Origin of the sequence: Rhodanobacter sp. IGA1.0, assembly GCF_040208325.1 — a bacterium.
Taxonomy (GTDB): domain Bacteria; phylum Pseudomonadota; class Gammaproteobacteria; order Xanthomonadales; family Rhodanobacteraceae; genus Rhodanobacter; species Rhodanobacter spathiphylli.
In genome coordinates this window covers 2,411,277-2,431,578 of sequence record NZ_CP157948.1, presented here as the reverse complement: position 1 = coordinate 2,431,578, position 20,302 = coordinate 2,411,277, and the positions used below count along the sequence as shown (strand labels likewise).

The 20,302-nt window shown below is 67.2% G+C and carries 15 protein-coding genes and 1 tRNA gene; 7 read left to right on the top strand and 9 right to left on the bottom strand.

Translation table 11 applies throughout. The features are described 5' to 3' along the window. Positions 1–52 precede the first annotated feature (52 nt). Positions 53–529 carry an Lrp/AsnC family transcriptional regulator gene (locus ABNK63_RS11000; RefSeq protein ID WP_007806202.1) on the bottom strand — a complete coding sequence of 159 codons (477 nt, stop codon included), beginning with the start codon at positions 527–529 and terminating at the stop codon, positions 53–55. Between the two features lie 94 nt (positions 530–623). Between ABNK63_RS11000 and ABNK63_RS10995 the strand changes: the two genes are divergently transcribed. Continuing rightward, positions 624–1,808, top strand: coding sequence for a PLP-dependent aspartate aminotransferase family protein (locus ABNK63_RS10995; protein ID WP_007806200.1), 1,185 nt, complete (start codon positions 624–626; stop codon positions 1,806–1,808). A 123-nt stretch (positions 1,809–1,931) separates the two neighbouring features. On the opposite strand, the gene mutS is transcribed toward ABNK63_RS10995, so the two are convergent. Next, positions 1,932–4,556: a DNA mismatch repair protein MutS gene (gene mutS / locus ABNK63_RS10990; RefSeq protein WP_350015634.1), complete on the bottom strand. Its 2,625-nt coding sequence runs from the start codon at positions 4,554–4,556 to the stop codon at positions 1,932–1,934. Between the two features lie 87 nt (positions 4,557–4,643). On the opposite strand from mutS, the gene ABNK63_RS10985 reads away from it, so the two are divergent. From ABNK63_RS10985 to ABNK63_RS10960, 6 genes are all read left to right on the top strand, one after another. Then, complete coding sequence (locus tag ABNK63_RS10985; protein WP_082542815.1) at positions 4,644–5,153, top strand: CinA family protein; 510 nt, start codon at positions 4,644–4,646, stop codon at positions 5,151–5,153. 144 nt (positions 5,154–5,297) lie between these two features. After that, positions 5,298–6,335 (top strand): recombinase RecA, encoded by a 1,038-nt coding sequence (gene recA / locus ABNK63_RS10980; protein WP_007806195.1) that lies wholly within the window; start codon positions 5,298–5,300, stop codon positions 6,333–6,335. Positions 6,336–6,609: 274 nt separating this feature from the next. Beyond that, entirely contained in the window at positions 6,610–7,119 is a 510-nt protein-coding gene (locus ABNK63_RS10975) for a regulatory protein RecX (RefSeq protein WP_350015633.1), read from the top strand. A gap of 84 nt (positions 7,120–7,203) precedes the next feature. Further along, positions 7,204–9,831 carry an alanine--tRNA ligase gene (gene alaS / locus ABNK63_RS10970; protein WP_350015632.1) on the top strand — a complete coding sequence of 876 codons (2,628 nt, stop codon included), beginning with the start codon at positions 7,204–7,206 and terminating at the stop codon, positions 9,829–9,831. A 264-nt stretch (positions 9,832–10,095) separates the two neighbouring features. Further along, positions 10,096–10,299 carry a carbon storage regulator CsrA gene (gene csrA / locus ABNK63_RS10965; RefSeq protein WP_056716714.1) on the top strand — a complete coding sequence of 68 codons (204 nt, stop codon included), beginning with the start codon at positions 10,096–10,098 and terminating at the stop codon, positions 10,297–10,299. 79 nt (positions 10,300–10,378) lie between these two features. Further along, positions 10,379–10,471 (top strand) — tRNA-Ser (locus ABNK63_RS10960). A gap of 829 nt (positions 10,472–11,300) precedes the next feature. Here ABNK63_RS10960 and ABNK63_RS10955 read toward each other — a convergent pair. The 7 genes from ABNK63_RS10955 to ABNK63_RS10925 all read right to left on the bottom strand — a co-directional run bounded on the left by ABNK63_RS10955 (position 11,301) and on the right by ABNK63_RS10925 (position 20,293). Further along, positions 11,301–12,032 (bottom strand): UDP-2,3-diacylglucosamine diphosphatase, encoded by a 732-nt coding sequence (locus tag ABNK63_RS10955; RefSeq protein ID WP_350015631.1) that lies wholly within the window; start codon positions 12,030–12,032, stop codon positions 11,301–11,303. Between the two features lie 7 nt (positions 12,033–12,039). Then, complete coding sequence (locus tag ABNK63_RS10950) at positions 12,040–12,771, bottom strand: peptidylprolyl isomerase (protein ID WP_350015630.1); 732 nt, start codon at positions 12,769–12,771, stop codon at positions 12,040–12,042. A 63-nt stretch (positions 12,772–12,834) separates the two neighbouring features. Then, positions 12,835–14,352, bottom strand: a complete 1,518-nt coding sequence (locus tag ABNK63_RS10945; protein ID WP_350015629.1) for a Ppx/GppA phosphatase family protein — start codon at positions 14,350–14,352, stop codon at positions 12,835–12,837. Between the two features lie 78 nt (positions 14,353–14,430). After that, on the bottom strand, positions 14,431–16,524 hold the full coding sequence (gene ppk1 / locus ABNK63_RS10940) for a polyphosphate kinase 1 (protein WP_350015628.1): 2,094 nt from the start codon (positions 16,522–16,524) through the stop codon (positions 14,431–14,433). A gap of 54 nt (positions 16,525–16,578) precedes the next feature. Then, positions 16,579–17,826 carry a phosphate regulon sensor histidine kinase PhoR gene (gene phoR, locus ABNK63_RS10935; RefSeq protein WP_350015627.1) on the bottom strand — a complete coding sequence of 416 codons (1,248 nt, stop codon included), beginning with the start codon at positions 17,824–17,826 and terminating at the stop codon, positions 16,579–16,581. A gap of 84 nt (positions 17,827–17,910) precedes the next feature. Then, on the bottom strand, positions 17,911–18,600 hold the full coding sequence (gene phoB / locus ABNK63_RS10930) for a phosphate regulon transcriptional regulator PhoB (protein WP_007806176.1): 690 nt from the start codon (positions 18,598–18,600) through the stop codon (positions 17,911–17,913). 73 nt (positions 18,601–18,673) lie between these two features. Further along, entirely contained in the window at positions 18,674–20,293 is a 1,620-nt protein-coding gene (locus tag ABNK63_RS10925; RefSeq protein ID WP_350015626.1) for a M48 family metalloprotease, read from the bottom strand. Between the last annotated feature and the right edge of the window lie 9 nt (positions 20,294–20,302).

The following is a 20,302-nucleotide window of genomic DNA, read 5'->3' as shown; positions in this document are numbered from 1 at the left end:
ATGCCGCGTAGCCGGGGAACCGCTGCCCGTGCCCCGGGATGATCGCAAGCTTTCAGCCTTCTTCCGCCTCGCGGTAGATGGGCACGTCGGGATTGCGCCGGAAGGTGAAGATCAGGCTGGTCTCGATGTGCGCCACTTCCGGTCGCGTGGTGAACGCGTCCAGCGCGAAGTCGCGCAGGTGGTCGCTGTCGGCCACCGCCACGTGCAGCAGGTAATCGTTGGCGCCGGCCACGTGATAGAACGCCAGCACTTCGCGCAGGGTCAGCAGGTAGGCGTGGAAGGCGTCCAGATCTTCGCGCGAATGACGCGCCAGTCGCACGCTGATCATCGCCTGCAGGCCGATACCCACCGCTGCCGGGGCGACCTCCGCGTGGTAACCGCTGATCGCGCCGCTTTCGCGCAGCCGGCGCACCCGCTCCAGCGCCGTCGAGGGCGCCACGCCCACGCGTTCGGCCAGCGTCTTGTTGGGCAGCCGCGCGTTCTTCCGCAGCTCGCGCAGTATGGCGAAGTCGATTCGGTCCAGGCGCATGATTCGGGCTTTGTCGAAATTAAATTCGGTGACGTAATTTCAGCATAACGGATGATTCTAGTATCAGGCTATTCCATCGAATGGGGCTGGACTGATGCCGCGTCTTGAAACACTGGGTGTACATGCCGGTCGCGAGGATTTCGGCGAGCTGGGCGTGCACGCGCCGCCGCTGGACCTGTCCACCACCTATCCGGTGCGCGACCTGGCCGAGGGCACCACCAGCTTCGATGCGCTGGTGGGCGGCGCAGCGACCGCGGCCAACCCGATCTACGCGCGCCTGCACAACCCCACCGTGGCGCGTTTCGAGAACGCGCTGGCGCAACTGGAGGGCACCACCGACGCGGTCGCCTTCGGCTCGGGCATGGCGGCGATGTCGGCCTGCCTGCTCGCCGCGGGCCAGCGCGGCCGGCATGTGCTGGCAGTGCGCCCGCTTTACGGCACCAACGATCATCTGCTGAATTCGGGCCTGCTCGGCATCACCACGCGCTGGGTCGAGCCGAAGGGCGTGGCCGCCGCGATCAATGCCGACACGGCGCTGGTGATCATCGAGACGCCGGCCAATCCGACCCTGGACCTGATCGACATTCGCGCCGTGGTCAAGGCGGCAGGCTCGGTGCCGGTCCTGGTCGATTCCACGTTTGCCACGCCGGTCCTGCAACAGCCGGCGGCGCTGGGCGCCACGCTGGTATTGCACAGCGCGACCAAGTTCCTCGGCGGCCACGGCGACGTGATCGCCGGTGTGGTCGCCTGCGATGCGGAGTGGGCTGCGGCGCTGCGCCAGGTGCGCGCGGCCACCGGTGGCCTGCTGCATCCGCTGGGCGCCTATCTGCTGCATCGTGGCCTGCAGACCCTGTCGCTGCGGGTGCTGAAGGCCCAGGACAACGCACGCAAACTGTCGAAGCTGCTGGCGGGGCATCCGGCGGTGGCGAAGGTCTGCTATCCGGGCCTCGGCACGGTGGCCAATGCGCACCTGGTCGACACGCAGATGCATGGCCCGGGCAGCCTGATGGCGTTCGAGATGCACGGCGGTCATGCGGCCGCCAGCGCGGTGATGGCCGCGGTGAGGCTGGCCACGCCGGCGGTCAGTCTGGGTTCGGTGGATACACTGATCCAGCACCCGGCCGGACTGACCCATCGCGTTGTCGACGCGGCCACCCAGGCGCAGCACGGCATCACGCCGGGTCTGCTGCGCCTGTCGGTGGGCATCGAGCACGTTGACGACCTGTGGGCCGATCTGGGTCAGGCGCTGGAGGCGGCGCAGCTGAGCGCGGCAGCCTGACGATTCCAGCCGCACGCAGGCGGCAACAGTTGGGGAGGGGTATCGCCGATCCTGATCATCGGCGATGGGTCGGGAGGGCCTGGAAAGGCCGGCGTCACGGGGCGCCGGCCTTTTTTCATGCGCTCAATTCAGCGACTTGAGGCGATACAGCGCCTCCAGGGCCTCGCGCGGGGTCAGTGCGTCCGGTTCGATGTCTGCCAGCGCACGCTCGGCCGCGGATGGCTGGACGGCGGCGAACAAGCCCATCTGCGGCGAGGCTTCGGCTGCGCACGCCGGTGTACTGACGTGCTGGTGCATGCCGCGTTCAAGCTCGGCCAGAGTGCGCCGGGCATCGGCGATCACCGATTTCGGCAGGCCGGCCAATGCCGCCACCTGCAGGCCGAAGCTGCGGTTGGCCGGGCCATCCTTCACCGCGTGCATGAACACCAGTTGCTCGCCGTACTCAATGGCGTCCAGGTGCACATTGGCGATCGATGGGAATTCGCCGGCCAGTTCAGTCAGCTCGAAGTAATGCGTGGCGAACAAGGTGTATGCGCGGCAATGGCGGGCCAGATGCACTGCCGCGGCGCGCGCCAGCGACAGGCCGTCGTAGGTGCTGGTGCCGCGGCCGACCTCGTCCATCAGTACCAGGCTGTCGGCGGTGGCGTTGTGCAGGATGTTCGCCGTCTCGCTCATCTCGACCATGAAGGTGGACTGTCCGCGTGACAGGTCGTCGCCGGCACCGATGCGGGTGAAGATGCGATCGATCGGTCCGATCACCGCGCGGCTGGCCGGCACGTAACTGCCGATGTGGGCAAGCAGCACGATCAGCGCGTTCTGGCGCATGTAGGTGCTCTTGCCGCCCATGTTGGGGCCGGTGATCACCAGCATGCGGCGCGCGTCGTCGAGCTTCAGGTCATTCGGCTCGAACGGTTCATCGCGGACTTTTTCCACCACCGGATGGCGGCCGCGTTCGATGCAGATGCCCGGCTCGTCGGTGAGCTCCGGCGCGCTCCAGTCCAGCGCCTCGGCACGCTCGGCCAGGGTGGCGAGCACGTCGAGCGCGGCGATCGCGCTGGCCGCGGCCTTCAACGATTCGAGCTTTTCGGTCAGCGTGTCCAGCAAGGCCTCGTACAGCGCACGTTCGCGCATCAGCGAACGCTCCTTCGCGGACAGCACCTTGTCCTCGAAGCTCTTCAGCTCCTCGGTGATGTAGCGCTCGGCGTTCTTCGTGGTCTGCCGGCGCGTGTAATGCGTGGGCGCCTTGTCGGACTGTCCCTTGCTGATCTCGATGTAATAGCCGTGCACGCGGTTGTAGCCGACTTTCAGCGTGCTGATGCCGCTGGCGGCCTTCTCGCGCTCCTCCAGTTCGACCAGGTACTGGTCGGCGTGGGTGGACAGGCGGCGCAGTTCGTCGAGTTCGGTGTCGTAACCGTCGGCGACCACGCCGCCGTCGCGCTGCAGTACCGGCGGCTGTTCGACGATGGCGCGGGCGAGCAGGGCGGCCGTGTCCGCGTGGTCGCCGATGCTTTCGACCAGGGTGTGCAGCAGCGGGCTGAGCTCTTGTTGAAGAGTGCGGCCATGGATGGCCGCTTGTTGATCTTCGCGATCATGGAAGATCGCACGGGTGATGCCCGGCGTGGCAGCCAAACCATCGCGCAGGGTGGACAGGTCGCGCGGTCGCGCCGACCGCAACGCCACGCGGGCGAGGATGCGTTCGAGATCGCCGATGCCGCGCAGCTGTTCGCGCAAGGACTCGTGGCGGCGGCTGTCGATCAGCATGCCGATCGCCTGATGACGCCGGCGCAAGGTCTGGCGCGAACGCAACGGGCGGGTCAGCCAGCGACGCAGTGCGCGCGCGCCCATCGGCGTCACGGTTTCGTCGAGCACGCCGAGCAGGCTGTGTTCGATGCGGCCACTGGGATGGGTGTCCAGCTCCAGGTTGCGCCGGGTGGCGGCGTCCAGCGCGATCGTCTCGCTGGCGCTTTCCACCGCCATGCCGGTGAGGTGGGGCAGCGCGCTCTTCTGGGTCTCCTCGACGTAGCCGAGCAGGCAGCCGGCAGCGGCGACCGCCAGCGGCATGCCGTCGACGCCGAAACCGCCCAGGTCGCGCGTGCCGAAGAAGCGATTGAGCTCGCGCTTCGCCGCATCGGCATCGAAATGCCACGGCGGCCGCTTGCGCAGTCCGGGCAGGGCGCTGACCAGTTTCGGCCAGGCCACGTCCTCGCCGACCAGGGTCTCGGCCGGCTGCAGTCGCGCCAGTTCGGCAGCCAGCGCCTCGGCGCTCGGCACTTCGCTGAGCAGGAAGCGGCCGCTGGACAGGTCGACCCAGGCCAGGCCGTAGTCGCCGCGGGTGCCGGCGGCGATCGCCAGCAGCAGGTTGTCGCGGCGATCCTCGAGCAAGGCTGCATCGGTCACCGTGCCGGGCGTGACGATGCGCACCACCTTGCGCTCGACGATGCCCTTGGCCAGCGCCGGATCGCCCATCTGCTCGCAGATCGCCACCGATTCGCCCAACCGCACCAGCCGCGCCAGGTAGTTCTCGGCCGCGTGGTAGGGCACGCCGGCCATCGGGATCGGCGCACCACCGGATTGCCCGCGCTGGGTCAGGGTGATGTCGAGCAGCCGCGCCGCCTTGCGGGCGTCGTCGTAGAACAGCTCGTAGAAATCGCCCATGCGGAAGAACAGCAGCACGTCCGGATGCTCGGCCTTGGCCGAAAGGTACTGGCGCATGAACGGGGTGTGTTTGGTGAGATCGTCTTGGCTCATGCAATGCAAGTCTTGGCGTGGTCGCGCGGAACGGGTAGAACGGTGCCTCTGCGCGTGGCGCAAAGCGTTCAAGTCCGGGAGTCTCGCATGGAGTTGTTGTCTGTTCCTACCGATGCGGAGTTGCTGGCGCTGGCCGCAGAGGCCGCGGCCGAAGTGCAGCGCTGCCGGTTGATGCTGGTGACGGCCGAATCCTGCAGCGGCGGCTGGATCGCCAAGACGCTGACCGACCTGCCGGGCAGTTCGGCCTGGTATGACGCCGGCGTGGTGACCTACAGCTACGAGGCGAAGGAGGCACTGCTCGGCGTCAATCCCCGCACGCTGGAGCATGCCGGCGCGGTCAGCGAGGAAACCGTGCTGGAAATGGTCTCCGGCGCACTGGCGCGTTTCGGTGCCGGCGTGGCGGTGGCGGTCACCGGCATCGCCGGGCCTTCCGGCGGCATGCCGGACAAACCGGTGGGCACGGTCTGGATCGGCTGGAAGCGTCGTGGCGGCTACGCCCATGCGCGGCTGTTCCATTTCCCGGGCGATCGCGAGGCGGTGCGCCGACAAACGGTGGCCGCCGCGCTCATCGGCTTGCGCAAAACGCTGACGGAGTGACACGCGATCGGCCGCCAGACCGGCTTGACCGGTGTGGGATACTGGCCGCGTACACGTCGCTCCGCGCCGATGCGCAGATCGCAGCCCGTGAGATTCGACCCGGGCATCATGCTCCCCATTCTCAGCCCAACCGGAATACCTACGATGGATGACAACAAGCGCAAGGCGCTCACCTCCGCCCTCGGCCAGATCGAAAAGCAGTTCGGCAAGGGTGCCGTCATGCGCATGGGCGATCGCGTCAACGAAGCGATCGAGACGATCTCCACCGGCTCGCTGGGACTGGACATCGCGCTGGGCGTCGGCGGCCTGCCGCGCGGTCGCGTGGTCGAGATCTACGGCCCGGAATCCTCCGGCAAGACCACCATGACCCTGCAGGCGATCGCCAGCTGCCAACGCGCCGGCGGCACCGCCGCATTCATCGACGCCGAGCACGCGCTCGACCCGACCTATGCCGAGAAGCTGGGCGTCAAGGTCGACGACCTGCTGGTGTCGCAGCCGGATACCGGCGAGCAGGCGCTGGAAATCGCCGACATGCTGGTGCGCTCCGGCGCGGTGGACATGGTGGTGGTCGACTCGGTGGCCGCGCTGACCCCGAAGGCGGAAATCGAGGGCGAGATGGGCGACTCCCACGTCGGCCTGCACGCCCGTCTGATGAGCCAGGCGCTGCGCAAGCTCACCGCCAACATCAAGAAGTCCGGCTGCCTGGTGATCTTCATCAACCAGATCCGCATGAAGATCGGCGTGATGTTCGGCAGCCCCGAGACCACCACCGGTGGCAACGCGCTGAAGTTCTACGCCTCGGTGCGCCTGGACATCCGCCGCATCGGCGCGGTGAAGAAGGGCGACGAGATCATCGGTTCGGAAACCCGCGTCAAGGTGGTCAAGAACAAGGTGGCGCCGCCGTTCCGCCAGACCGAGTTCGAGATCCTGTACGGCGAGGGCACCTCGCGCGAGGGCGAGATCATCGAGCTGGGCGTGGCGCAGAACCTGATCGACAAGTCCGGCGCCTGGTACAGCTACAACGGCGACCGCATCGGCCAGGGCAAGGAGAACGTGCGCCAGTTCCTGCGCGACAACCCGGCGATCGCCAACGAGATCGACAAGCAGCTGCGCGAACGCCTGCTGGTGCCGGTCGGCCGGCCGGCGGCCGCCGCCGCTGAAGAGGCGCTCGAGGAAGCGTGAACCGTGAGGGTTGACGGTCTGTTGCATGCACATGGCCCGGCTTGCCCGGGCCATGTGCGTTTTGGTCCGCTGTCGTTGGCGTACCCGGGCGTGACAACGCAGGCCTTCCCGGTCGTTGCCCTGAGCATGGATCTGCAGGGTCGGAGTCGAGGGGCCGCCCTTCGACTTCCTCGCTCCTCAAAGCTGCGGCCATCCCTGGCCGCTCCCCGCGTGCGCTGCGCTACGCTCAGGGGGAACCGCGGGGCAAATCCGCTCGTATCGGGTGACCGTTTGCATGGCGATGAAGATGAAAAGGCGTCCTGGCGCGAATGACCCGGCCAAGCCGAAACGCAGCGCCTACGACAAGGCGCTGGGCTTGCTGGCGCGGCGTGAACATTCGCGCAAGGAACTGAACACCAAGCTGCGCCAGGGTGGCTACCAAGGCGACGAAGCCGCCGCCGCACTGGACCGTCTCGGCGAGCAGCACTACCAGGACGACGACCGCTTCGCCGAGGTGCTGCTGCGCAGCCGGATCGCCCAGGGCTATGGGCCTGTGCGCCTGCGCCAGGAGCTGAAAAGCCATGGCCTGGGCGATGCGCGCATCCGCGAGCTGATGGATGAAGCCGAGGTCGACTGGGACGCCTCGGCCGCAGCCCAACTGCGTCGCCGCTATGGCGGGAAGGGCGCCGCGGACCCCGCCGAACGCGCCCGCCGGGCGCAATTCCTCTTGCGTCGCGGCTTTGCCGCCGCCACAGTACGGAATGTTACCCACGCCGAAGTGGACGACGCCGACGATATTCCCTGACATTCATCGCCTCGCGGCCATGGGTTGACGGAGCGATTGGCCCGGTCTCGGCGTGGCCCGTTGCCGCCAGCCATCGCGATCCGCATGAAAACCTCCGACATCCGTTCCGCCTTTCTCGATTATTTCCGTTCCAAGGACCACACCATCGTGCCGTCCAGCTCGCTGGTGCCGTCCAGCGACCCGACCTTGCTGTTCACCAACTCCGGCATGGTGCAGTTCAAGAACGTGTTCCTGGGCAGCGAAAAGCCCGGTTACGTCCGCGCGGCCGACGTGCAGCGCTGCCTGCGCGCCGGCGGTAAGCACAACGACCTCGACGCCGTGGGCTACACCGCGCGCCATCACACCTTCTTCGAGATGCTGGGCAACTGGTCGTTCGGCGACTACTTCAAGCGCGACGCGATCGCCTACGCGTGGGAGCTGCTGACGGAAGTCTTCAAGCTGCCGGCGGACAAGCTGTGGGTCACCGTCTACCACACCGACGACGAAGCGTTCGACATCTGGAACAAGCAGGTCGGCGTGCCGGCCGAACGCATCGTGCGCATCGGCGACAACAAGGGCGCACCGTTCGCCTCGGACAATTTCTGGCAGATGGCCGACACCGGCCCGTGCGGCCCGTGCACCGAGATCTTCTACGACCACGGTGCGGACATCGCCGGTGGCCCGCCCGGCTCGCCGGACGAGGACGGTGACCGCTACATCGAGATCTGGAACCTGGTGTTCATGCAGTTCGACCGCGCGCCCGACGGCACGCTGAGCCCGCTGCCGGCGCCGTGCGTGGACACCGGCATGGGCCTGGAGCGCCTCGCCGCGGTGCTGCAGCACGTGCATTCGAACTACGAGATCGACCTGTTCGCGCACCTGATCCGCGTCGCCGGCGAACTCACCGGCACGCAGGACCTGGGCAACAAGTCGCTGCGGGTGATCGCCGACCACATCCGCGCCTGTTCCTTCCTGATCGTCGACGGCGTGCTGCCGTCCAACGAAGGTCGTGGCTACGTGCTGCGCCGGATCATCCGCCGCGCGCTGCGGCATGGCTGGATGCTCGGCGTGCGCGGCGACTTCTTCTGGAAGATGGTGCAGCCGCTGGTCGAGGAAATGGGCGAAGCTTACCCGGAGCTTTCGGCAAGGCAGGCCTTCGTCGAGGATGCGTTGCGCACCGAGGAACAGCGCTTTGGCGAGACGCTGGAGCACGGCATGCGCCTGTTCGACGACATCGCCGGCAAATCCGGCAAGACGATCCCGGGCGTCGATGCGTTCCGTCTTTACGACACCTACGGCTTCCCGGTCGACCTTACCGCCGACATCGCGCGCGAGCGCGGGCTTGAGGTCGACATGGCCGGCTTCGAGCAGGCCATGAACGAACAGCGCGAGCGCGCCCGCGCCGCGGGCAAGTTCGAGGCCAAGGGGCAGATGCCGGCCGAGCTGGCCAGCCAGCTCAAGCCCACCGCATTCCTCGGTTACGACGCACTGCAGGGCAGCGGCAGCAAGGTGCTCGGCATCGTGCGCGGCGGCAAGCAGGTCGACCAGCTGGGCGAGGGCGAGGAGGGTCTCATCATCCTCGATCGCACGCCGTTCTATGCCGAGTCCGGTGGCCAGGTCGGCGATACCGGCACGCTGTCCAGCGCGTCCGGTCGTTTCGAAGTCGGCGATACGCTGAAGATGGGCGGCGTGTTCTTCGGCCATGCCGGCACCTGGCATGGCGACCAGCCGCTGCGGACCGGCGACCTGGTCGATGCCTCGGTCGACGCCTCGCGCCGTCAGGCCATCGTGCTCAACCATTCGGCCACCCATTTGCTGCACGCGGCCCTGCGCCAGGTGCTGGGCACCCACGTCACGCAGAAGGGCTCGCTGGTGGCGCCGGAGCGGCTGCGCTTCGACTTCTCGCATCACAAGCCGATGAGCCACGACGAGCTGGCCCGGGTCGAGGCTCTGGTGAACGCCGAGGTGCGCCGCAACGCGGCGGCCGAAGTGCACAACATGGGCTACGACCAGGCGATCGAGTTTGGCGCGATGGCGCTGTTCGGCGAGAAGTACGGCGACGAAGTGCGCGTGCTGAAGATGGGCGATTTCTCCACCGAGCTGTGCGGCGGCACCCACGTGGGGCGTACCGGCGACATCGGCCTGTTCAAGGTCGTCAGCGAGGCGGGCGTGGCTTCCGGCGTGCGCCGCATCGAGGCAGTCACTGGGGCCGGCGCGCTGGCCTACATCGCCGACGAAGAGCGTCGTCTGGCCGAATTCTCGCAGCTGCTTTCCAGCAGCGGTGACGACGCGGTGGAAAAACTGCGCCAGCTGTTCGATCGCCAGAAGAAACTCGAGCGCGAACTGGAATCCCTGCGCAGCAAGGCCGCCGGCTCGGCTACCGCCGACCTGGCCGGTTCAGCCACGGATGTCGATGGAATCAAGGTGGTCGCGGCCCGGTTGGAGGGCCTCGACGCCAAGTCGCTGCGCGACAGCGTGGACCAGCTCAAGCAACAGCTGGGCGACTGCGTGATCCTGCTGGCCGGTGCGGCGGATGGCCGGGTCTCGCTGATCGCGGGAGTCCACGGCAAGGCCTTGGCCCGGATCAAGGCGGGCGACGTGGTGGCACACGTGGCGAAACAGATCGACGGCAAGGGCGGCGGCAGGCCCGACATGGCCCAGGGTGGCGGCACGGATGCGCCGGAGCTGCCGACGATCCTGTCGGCCTTGCCGGAATGGATCTCGGCGCCTTGACCCCTTTTGCGTGTGCCATTCGTCACGACCCTGGCAGATTGCACAGGGGAATCGTGCTCAGTTACTATCGAAACAGTGTCGACACGGTCGGAAACGCCCGTGTCGCCAGTCAGGACGCCAAGGAGTGTTTTGGCTGTGAGCCGGGAAGGCGGGGTAGGGCCTTCGACGGATCATTCGTCGAACTGCGGAAAGACGGACGCTCAGGGGTGAGGCAACGTCGATCTGCAGGCCTGTGACCAACAGCTTTTATGGAGTAGCAAAATCATGTTGATTCTGACCCGCAGGGTCGGTGAGACCCTGATGATCGGCGACGAGGTGACCGTCACCGTTCTTGGTGTGAAAGGCAATCAGGTACGCATCGGCATCAATGCACCGAAGAATGTGGCGGTGCATCGCGAAGAGATCTATCAGCGCATCAAGGGCGAAAGCGAGCCCGGCAGTGGCCCCGACGAGTCCGTCGAACACTGATCGAGTGAATTAAGCCTTTACCTCGACCGCGCCGGTCAGTATCCTTGCCGGCTCCGCAGCAATGCGGAACAAAGACCCCGGAGAGATGCCCGAGTGGCCGAAGGGGCTCCCCTGCTAAGGGAGTATCGGGCTAAACACCTGATCGAGGGTTCGAATCCCTCTCTCTCCGCCAGATACGCAAAGCGCCCCGCAAGGGGCGTTTTGCGTATCTGGCGGAGAGAGGTGGTGGACGAACCAACCGTTCGACGAATTTGTCTGGAACAAATTCGGACAGCCGCAGGCTGGCCCTGGAGCGCGCAGCGCGGAAGGGTGAATCCCATGGATGGGATTCACAATCCCCGAACACCACGCCGAGTGAAACTCCATCGAAGCCGGCGTTGTGCGTATCTGGCGGAAGACGAGCCCTCCGGTTACTCGGCACATCCTGTGCCTCGCCCTTCGGGCCATCGGCTGCGCCGATGTTCGACTACGGCATCCTGCCTTCGTCGTCGACAATTTTGTCTGGAACATTGTGGACAGCCGCAGGCTGGCCCTGGAGCGCGCAGCGCGGAAGGGTTCGGCCCAAGGATGGGCCAAACAGTCCCTCGCGAACTCCACGTCATGGCATCGCCCATCGAAGCAGGCGTTTTGCGTATCCGGATGCGCCATCACGAAATCAAGAGCAACCCCACCCCAGCCCTCCCCTGCAAGCAGGGGAGGGAGCAGGGCGTGAGCTTTGGTATCGTGTGAAACAGACAACGACAACCAGCAGGCTGGCCGCGGAGCGCGCAGCGCGCAGGGGTTCGGCCCAAGGATGGGCCAAGCAGTCCCTCGCGAACTCCACGTCATGCCATCGCCCATCGAAGCAGGCGTCTTGTGCATCTGGCTGCGTCACTGCGAGATCAAGAGCGCCCCCCCCAACCCTCCCGTGCAAGCTGTGGAGGGAGCCGAGCACGAACGCTGCGGCCCTTCATGCGACTCGATCGAAACAGCGCCAGCGCCAATCAAGCGCACGATGCGGCTCAGCCCACCGCCAACCCGCGCAGTTCGACGTTGCCCCGATCATCCACCCGCAACACCGAGCCGTGTTCGTACCAGTCTCCCAGCACGATCCGCTCGGTCGGTTTTCCATCCACCTCAAGGCAATGGATGGCGGGTCGATGCGTGTGCCCGTGGATCAGTCGCGTCACGCCGGCCCCACGCAGCGCTGCGGCCACGGCATCGGCGTTGACGTCCATGATGCTTTCCATGGTGCTGCCGGTGTGCGCCTTGCTGTCGGCGCGCGCCTTGGCGGCAAACGCGCGGCGCGCTTCCAGCGGCATCGCGAGGATCTGCGCGGCCCATTCGGGCGTGCGTACCTGGCGGCGCACGGCCTGGTAGGCGGTGTCGTCAGTGCACAGCACGTCGCCATGCATCAGCAGGGTGGGGCGCCCCTGCACGTCATGCACGACACCGTCGTCGAGCAGTGTCAGGCCGGCACGTTCGGCGAAGGCTTCGCCGAGCAGGAAGTCGCGGTTGCCGACCATGAAATAGACCGGCACACCGGCGTCGCGCACCGCGCGCGTTGCGGCGGCGATGCGTGCGGGCAGTTCGGCGTCATCGTCGTCGCCGATCCACGCCTCGACCAGGTCGCCGAGGATGTACAGGGCGTCGGCCTGGCGGACTTCGTCGCTGGCCAGGTACTTTTCGAACAGCTCGGTGATCCGCGGTCGGCTGGCGTCCAGATGCAGGTCCGCGATGAACAGGGTGCTCATGGGCGGATCAACCCTTGCCGGCGGGCTTGGCAACTTTCCTGGAAGCCTTCTTGCCGGATTTGGTCGCGCTCGCGGGCGTTGCCGACGAGGCTGCGCTGGCGGGACTGGCGGCGCTGGCGGCGGAGGCTGGTGCCTGTTCGCCGATCACCCGAGCGCTTTCGATCAACACCAGCGGATTGGGCACGTCGCCGGCGAACGGTCCCAGTGCACGGGTCGGCAGGGCGGCAATCTTGTCGACCACGTCCATGCCCTTGATGACCTTGCCGAACACGGTGTAGCCCCAAGTCAGCCCGCTCTGGTTGCCGGCGAAATCCAGCCGCCGGTTGTCGACCAGGTTGAAGAAGAACTGCGCGGTGCCGGAGTTCGGGTCCGCCCCACGGGCCACGGCCACCGTGCCGCGCAGGTTGGACAGGCCGTTGTCGGCCTCGCTGGCAATGGCCGAGCGGGTGCGCTTGGGCTGCAGGTCGCGGGTATACAGGCCGCCTTGCACCAGGTAGCCGGGAATCGCCCGGTGCAACAGCGTGCCGTCGTAGAAGCCGTCGCGGACGTACTGCAGGAAGTTCGCCACGCTCTTGGGTGACTTGTCCGGATACAGCTCCAGCGTGATCTCGCCTTGCGAGGTGGTCAGCACGACTTGCGGTGGCGGCGCCGGCGCGGCAGCCGGTGCCGGTTTGGCCGTCTGCGCGGTCAGCGTCAGTGGCAGTGACAGAAGCAGGATGGCGAGCAGGGATTTCAGCATGGGCATAAAGATGGTCGGGGTCTCGGGACATCATACGCGGCGCCGCCGCCGCACGGGTTCGCGTCAGCTGCCGCTGAGTTCCAGCCGCAGGCCGAGTTCGGCCATCGGCGCCTGTTCCTGTTGCAGGTCAGCTTCGCTGAGCGGGTGCTGCTCGAACCACGCGTGCGGCAAGGTCAGTCGCAGCGATCGGCTGCTGGCGGCCAGGCGCATCTGCGGCAGCGACTCGGCGCGACGTGCGCGGCGGAACAGCACGGCCAGGCGCAGCAGCGCCGTGGTGTATCGGGCCAGTGTGCGATAACGCTGCGGCAAGGCGGTGATCACCGACTTGTCCGGCTTGCGCCGATGCATGTCGACCACCGCGGCCAGCAGCTGCTGCTCCTGCCGTGAGAAGCCGGCCAGGTCGGCGTGCCGCAGGATGTAGGCGCCATGATGGTGGTGCTGGCTGTGCGCGATGGCCAGGCCGATCTCATGCACGCGCGCGGCCCAGGAAAGCCATTCGCGTGCGTCGGCGTCCAGCTTCCAGCTGCGTGCCACCTGGTCGAACAGCATCAGTGCGGTCGATTCGACCCGGCGTGCCTGGGCGCGATCCACGCCATAGCGGCTGGCCAGTGCCTCGATGCTGGCGGTACGCGGATCGCTGCCGCCGGCGCGGCCCAGCAGGTCCCACAGCAGCCCTTCGCGCATCGAGCTTTCGCACACGCGCAGCCGTTCGATGCCCAGCGCGGCAAAAGCCGCCTCCATGATCACCACGCCGCCGGCGAGCACGGGCGCACGGTCCTCGACCAGGCCAGGCAGCTTGAGCGTGCTGATCTGGCCGTGTTCGATCAGCACATCGCGCAGCGAGGCCAGCGAGGCGGAGGTGATGCCGTCGTCGCAGAATTTCATTTCCTGCACGACCGAGCCGATCGACTTGGCCGTGCCGGAGGAGCCGTAGGCATCCTGCCAGCCGGATTCGCGGTAGTCCTCGGCGAACTGCTGCAGCAGCACGCCGATCTCGCTCACCGCGCGCTGCCAGCGCTTGCGGTTGATCTTGCCGCCCGGGAAGAAACGCAGGGTCGAGGCGATGCAGCCGGCCTGCACGCTTTCGGTATGCAGCGGGGCCAGGCCCCGGCCGATGATGAATTCGGTGCTGCCGCCACCCACGTCGATGACCAGTCGCGGCTCGCGCGAAACGGGCAGGTCGTGGGCGGCACCGAGGAAGATCAGGCGGCCTTCCTCACGCCCGGAAACCACTTCGATCGGATGGCCGAGCGCAGCCTCGGCCGAGGTCAGGAAGGTCTGCGGCGAGGCGAGCCGGCGGACCGTGTTGGTGGCCACCGCGCGCACCCGTATCGACGGCAGGCCGGCGATGCGCTGGCCGAAGCGGGCCAGGCAGGCGATCGCGCGGGCGCGCCGTTCGGCGTCGAGGCTGCCGTCGGCACGCAGGCCGGCGGCCATCCGCACGGTGTCGCGCAGGCGATCGATCACGCGCGGTTCGCCATGTTCCATCCGCGCGACCACCATGTGGAAGCTGTTGGAACCCATGTCGATCGCGGCGATGAGTTCACCGTCGCGGATGGGTGTCTGTTCGGCTGGGCTCACGCCGGGGCTCCCGCGACGACAAAGGACGGATTCTCGCACGCGCGCGTGAAAGGCTTGCATCGGTTCATGGCGTTCGACTCACTTGCAGTAGCGCTCGAGCAGGCCCTGCTGGGCGCTGTACGGCGGATGCTCGCCGGGAGTGGCGCGGACATACCGGCCGTCGCTGCCCAGCAGCCAGGCCTGGGTGTTGTCGGCCAGCCCGTTGGCCAGGGTTTCCTCGAACACGCGCGCCGCCAGGTCCGGGTCCAGGATCGGGAAGGCCACCTCGATCCGCCGCATCAGGTTGCGCTCCATCCAGTCCGCGCTGGCGCAATAGATCTCCGCATCGCCATCGTTGGCAAACCAGTACACCCGGCTGTGTTCGAGGAAACGCCCCACGATCGAGCGCACCCGGATGCGCTCGGAGATGCCGGGCAGGCCGGGGCGAAGGGTGCACGCACCACGCACGACCAGGTCGATCTCCACGCCGGCCTGGGAAGCCCGGTACAGCGCGGAGATCACCCGTGCTTCATTGAGCGCGTTGAGCTTGGCCACGATGCGCGCCGGCCGGCCTGCGGCCGCGTGGGCGGTCTCGCGCTCGATCTTCTCCAGCACTTTCGGATACAGCGTGAACGGCGAATGCAACAGGCGCTTCAGGTCGATGATGGGTCCCAGACCGGACAGTTGCTGGAAGACCTTGTGCATGTCCTCGCCGATCTCGGGGTTCGCCGTCATCAATCCGATGTCGGTGTACATCCGGCTGTTGGCCTGATGGTAGTTGCCGGTGGAGAGGTGCACGTAGCGGCGCAGTGCCTCGCCTTCGCGGCGTACGATCAGCATCATCTTGGCGTGGGTCTTGTAGCCGACCACGCCGTAGACCACCTGCACGCCGGCTTCCTGCAGCCGCGTGGCCAGCCGGATATTGGCCTCCTCGTCGAAGCGCGCGCGCAGCTCGATCACCACGGTGACGTCCTTGCCGTTGCGGGCCGCCTCGACCAGCAGGTCGACCAGCGGGGTGTCCTCGCCCGCGCGGTACAGGGTCTGCTTGATCGCCAGCACCTGCGGATCGGCGGTGGCCTGGCGCAGCAGGTCGATCACTGCGGAGAAGCTCTGATACGGATGGTGCAGCAGCACGTCGTGCTGGCTGATCAGGTCGAACTTGTTGCGGCTGCTCTCGAGCGCCGGCGGCAGCTGCGGATTGAAGCGCGGGAACTTCAGTTCCGGCCGATCCAGCCAGTCGTAGATCAGCCCGGCGCGGATGATGTTGACCGGGCCGTCGCAGCGGTAGACGTCGGTTTCCTCCAGCTGGAAGTTCTGCACCAGCATTGCGGTGATCGCCTTCGGACAGTCGTTGGCGATTTCCAGCCGCACCGGCCGCGCGTAGCCGCGCCCGACCAGCTCCTCGCTGAGGGCCAGCGCGAGGTTCGCCACCTCGGCCTCCTCGACGATCAGCTCGCTGTTGCGGGTGACCCGGAACTGGTACGAGCCGACCACCCTGAGGCCGGGGAACATCAGGTCGACGAAGGCCTGAAGCAGCTCGGCAAGAAACACGAAATGCTCGCCCGGGCCGCTGACTTCGGCAGGCACGCGGATGATCCGGGGCAGCGAGCGCGGTGCCCGCACCAGCGCCATGTGCCCCTCGTGGCCGAAGGCATCGCGCCCCTTCAGCACCACCGCGATGTTCAGCGTCTTGTTGAGGATGCGCGGGAACGGATGCGCCGGGTCCAGCCCCAGCGGCGACAATACCGGCAGCACCTCGTGCTCGAAATAGCCCTGCAGCCAGCGCCGCTGGCGCGGGTTCCAGCGTTTGCGGGTGAGGATGTGGATCTGCTCGGCGTCCAGATGGGGACCGATCTGTTCCTGCCAGGTTGCGTACTGCTCGGCGACCAGGTCCAGCACGCGACTGCGGATCTGCGCCAGCAGGTCGCCGGAGCTGACGCCGTCGGGACCCGGTGCGGCCGAACCGTACGCGTGGTGGTGCTTGAGCATTGCCACCCGCACCTCGAAGAACTCGTCGAGGTTGCTGGCCACGATGCTCAGGTAGCGCAAGCGCTCAAGCAGCGGCACGCTCGGGTCGCGCGCCATCGCCAGCACCCGGAAGTTGAACTCCAGCGCGGCCAGCTCGCGGCTGAGATACAACTCCGGCGCACCGGGACCGGTCTCGGGCGATGGGCAACTCGGTGGTGTGGGCATGCTTCATTCTGGCCCATGACGTGCGCCAAATACATCGCGCCGGCGCCGGCAGCTTCACTCGCCGGTGTCGGGAGCCAGCAATCGTTCATCGCCGAAGTGGCAGGAAAAGGTGGAGCCGGCGCCGGCTTCGCTTTCGATCTGCAGGCGAGCCTGGTGCAGGTTCAGCACGTGCTTGACGATCGACAGCCCGAGCCCGGTGCCGCCGCTGTCGCGCGAACGGCTGGAGGACACCCGGTAGAACCGTTCGGTCAGGCGGGCCAGGTGATTGGCGGGGATGCCGAAACCGGTGTCGCTGACCGAATACACCGCGCCGCCGGGCTCGCGCCGCCAGCGGATCGCGATGCTGCCGCCGTTGGGCGTATAGCGCACCGCGTTGCTGACCAGGTTCGACAACGCGCTGTGCAGATCCTTCGGCGAGCCGAACAGGTCCGCGTTGGCGGTGGATTCCAGGCTGATCTGGTGGCGCCCCTGGCTGAGCGCTTCGGCCTCCTTGCGCACGGTGGCCAGCAGCGCGGCCATCGGCACGCGTTCGTCGATCACCTCGTGCTGGGTCTCCAGTCGCGACAGGGTCAGCAGGTCCTCGACGATCTGGCCCATCCGCTTCGACTGTGCCCGCATCTCGCCGAGCACCGGTGCCAGCTCGGGTACGTCCTCGGGGTCCAGCAGTTCGAGATAGCCGTGGATTACCGTCAACGGCGTGCGCAGCTCATGGGAGACATTGGAGACGAAATCCCGGCGCACCTGTTCCAGTCGCTTCATGGGAGTGATGTCGTGCGCCAGCAGCAGTTGCTGATGCTCGCCGAACGGCAGCAGGGTGACGTTGAGCTGGTTGTCCTTGTTGCCCGGGGCGGCGACGTCATCAAGCTGGCCTTGCGCCCCGTCGCGCAGCCAGTCGGCCAGGTCGGAGTGAGCCATCCGCTGGATCAGCGGCTGGCCGCGATCCCGCGTCCGGTTCAGCCCGAGCAGGCTTTCCGCGGCATGGTTGAACCAGCGGATCTGCTGCCGGCGGTCCAGCAGCACTACGGCATCCGGCAGGCGATCCGCAGCCTGGCGAAGGTCGCGCAGGTTCGAGGCGAGCAGGTGTGCGCGTGTCATGAGTCGGTCATCCTGCATGGGGCTGGCAGTCACGGATGCCGCCATCATGGCCCGCTGCAGATGACGGAGCCGGGTCAGCAGGAAGACGACTCCGAGGATGGCGGCGATGGCCAGCCCGGCCCAGGCGGAACTTCCGGCCAGCCAGCCCAGCGCCGCCCCGGCGCACAGGATCGAGGCGAGGAACGTGGGGAGTTTCCAGTCAGGCATGCGGGGGCGGGATCATCCGGGGGCGTATGCGGCGACCGCCAGCATCGGCAAAAGGTGCCGACGACGCAAGCGAGGCGGCGCCGTTCAGATGCTGGTGGAAAAACGGTAGCCGGTGCCGCGCACCGTCTGCACCAGTTCGTCCAGCTTCCACGGCTCCAGCGTCTTGCGCAGCCGGCGGATATGCACGTCGACGGTGCGCTCTTCCACGTAGACGCTGCCGCCCCAGACATGGTCCAGCAACTGCGCACGCGAGTAGACCCGCTCGGCATGGGTCATGAAGAAATACAGCAGCCGATACTCGGTGGGGCCGATCGCCACCGGCTCTTCGCCGGCGAACACCCGGTGCGCGGCGCCGTCGATGCGCAGCCCGCCCAGCTCGATCACGCCCGAGCCGTCGTCGCCCTGGCTGCGCCGCAGGACGGCCTTGATCCGGGCGACCAGCTCGCGGGTGGAGAACGGTTTCACCACGTAATCGTCGACGCCGGCCTCCAGTCCGTTGACGCGATCCATTTCCTCGCCGCGCGCGGTAAGCATGATGATCGGGATTTCGCGACTGAGCTCTTCCTTGCGCAGGCGCCGTGCCAGCTCCAGCCCGCTCATGCCCGGCAGCATCCAGTCCAGCAGGATCAGGTCGGGCACCTGCTCGGACAGCGCCAGCTGGGCGGCGCGGGCATCGACCGCCTGTATCGCTTCCATGCCGGCCTTGCGCAGGGCAAAGGCGATCATCTCGCGAATCGAGGTCTCGTCTTCAACGATGAGGATGCGTTTGTGCACGCGGTGGTCTGCCGTGGCGGATGACGGAAGTATTGCAGCGAATCCATGTTACGCGGCGATGACAGTGTGGCGCTCATTGCCGCGAATCATCGCCGGGACTGTCCGCGGTCCGGATCTTGCGCTTGTGCAGTTCCAGCACCAGTGGGGTCAGCTCGGTGATCCGCGCCTGGATGCGCACGCGGGCGTAGTAGTCCAGGTCGTCGCGCTTGAGCAGCCGCTTGAGCTGCTCCATGGCGTCGTACGGCCGGCCCGAGTAGTAGCTTGCGTCGGCGTAGGCCTCGCCGGCGCGCACGCTGTCGCCGGCCTTGTCGCTGGCACGGGCGTAGGTGCTGTAGATCTCCGGTTCGCTGGCATTGTCCAGCAGTGGCCGCAACATGCCGGCGGCGAGCCGGGCCTGGTCCCTGTCGCCGCCGGCGGTGAGTGCGTGGGCATACGCCAGCGCGACTGCACGGTTGCGCGGGGACTGGGTATTGAGTTCGGAGTAGATGGCCAGCGCGGCGGGGCGCTGGCCGGCCTGCAGGCGGGCGTCGGCCACGGCCAGCCTCAGCAGCAGGTTTCCCGGGTGGTTGTCCAGCAGCGGCTGCAGTTGCCCCAGGGCCTGCGCGCCGCGGCCGCTGCGCGTCAGCGCCAGGGCGTAACCGTAGTGATTTGCCGGCGTGTCGAAATCGTGGCGCGTCTGCAGGCTGGACGCGTAATACGTGGCCAGTCGCGTGGCGTCGCCGGCCAGCACGCGGGCGCGCTCGCGCATCAGCGCGTAGGTGTCCAGATCGCCGGTGCGGTGGGCAGCGAGCAGGGTGGCAGGGTCCTTCACGAAGGGGATCGGCGCCGTGCTCCTCGCCCATTGCTGCCGGTCGATTCCGCTGATGCCCACGCGCAGCTTCTGCGCGGCGATCAGCGCATCGGCACGCGCCTTGGCGTCGCTGATCCGGCTGGTCGTCACCGGATGCGTCTGCAACAGGGCCGGCACGTCCTCGCCGCCGGCGCCGGCGCTCATCGCATCCTGCATGCGCTGGAAGAAGCCCGCCATCGCATTGGGATCGAAGCCGGCCTTGGACAGCGTCTGGATGCCGACGCGATCGGCTTCGATTTCGTCCTTGCGGGTGAAATTGATCGACTTCTGCGCGATCAGGCCCTGGCCGCCGGCCAGTACGGCCATCGGCGCGTCGCCGCTGTGGCTGCTGGCCCCGGCGGCGATCGCGCCGAGCAGCACCAGGGCCATCAACGGTGCGTCCTTCTTCGAATCCTCGAACGCGCGCTGCAGGTGGTTCTGGGTGATGTGGCCGATTTCGTGGGCGATCACGCCGGCCAGCTCGCTTTCGTCGCGGGTGATCGTGAGCAGGCCCGAGTTCACCGCGATATAGCCGCCAGGCGCGGCAAAGGCATTGATTTCCGGGTCCTTCACGATGAAGAAGGCGAAATGTTCCTTCGGCTTGTCGCTGCTGGCGACCAGCCGGTAACCGAGGTCGTTGATGTAGTCGTCCAGCAGCGGGTCGTCGACCACCATGTCCAGCGCGCGCATCTGGCGCAGCATGGAGGCGCCATAGTCCTGCGCCTCGCTCGGTGAAATCAGTGCGTTCGCTGAACTGCCCAGGTCCGGCAGGCGCACGTCCTGCTGGGCACGGGCGGCGCTCGCCAGCGCGGCGCAGAGCAGGGTGGCGAGCAGGCAGGGGACGGGACGTGGCGGCATGGTCATGGGTTCGGC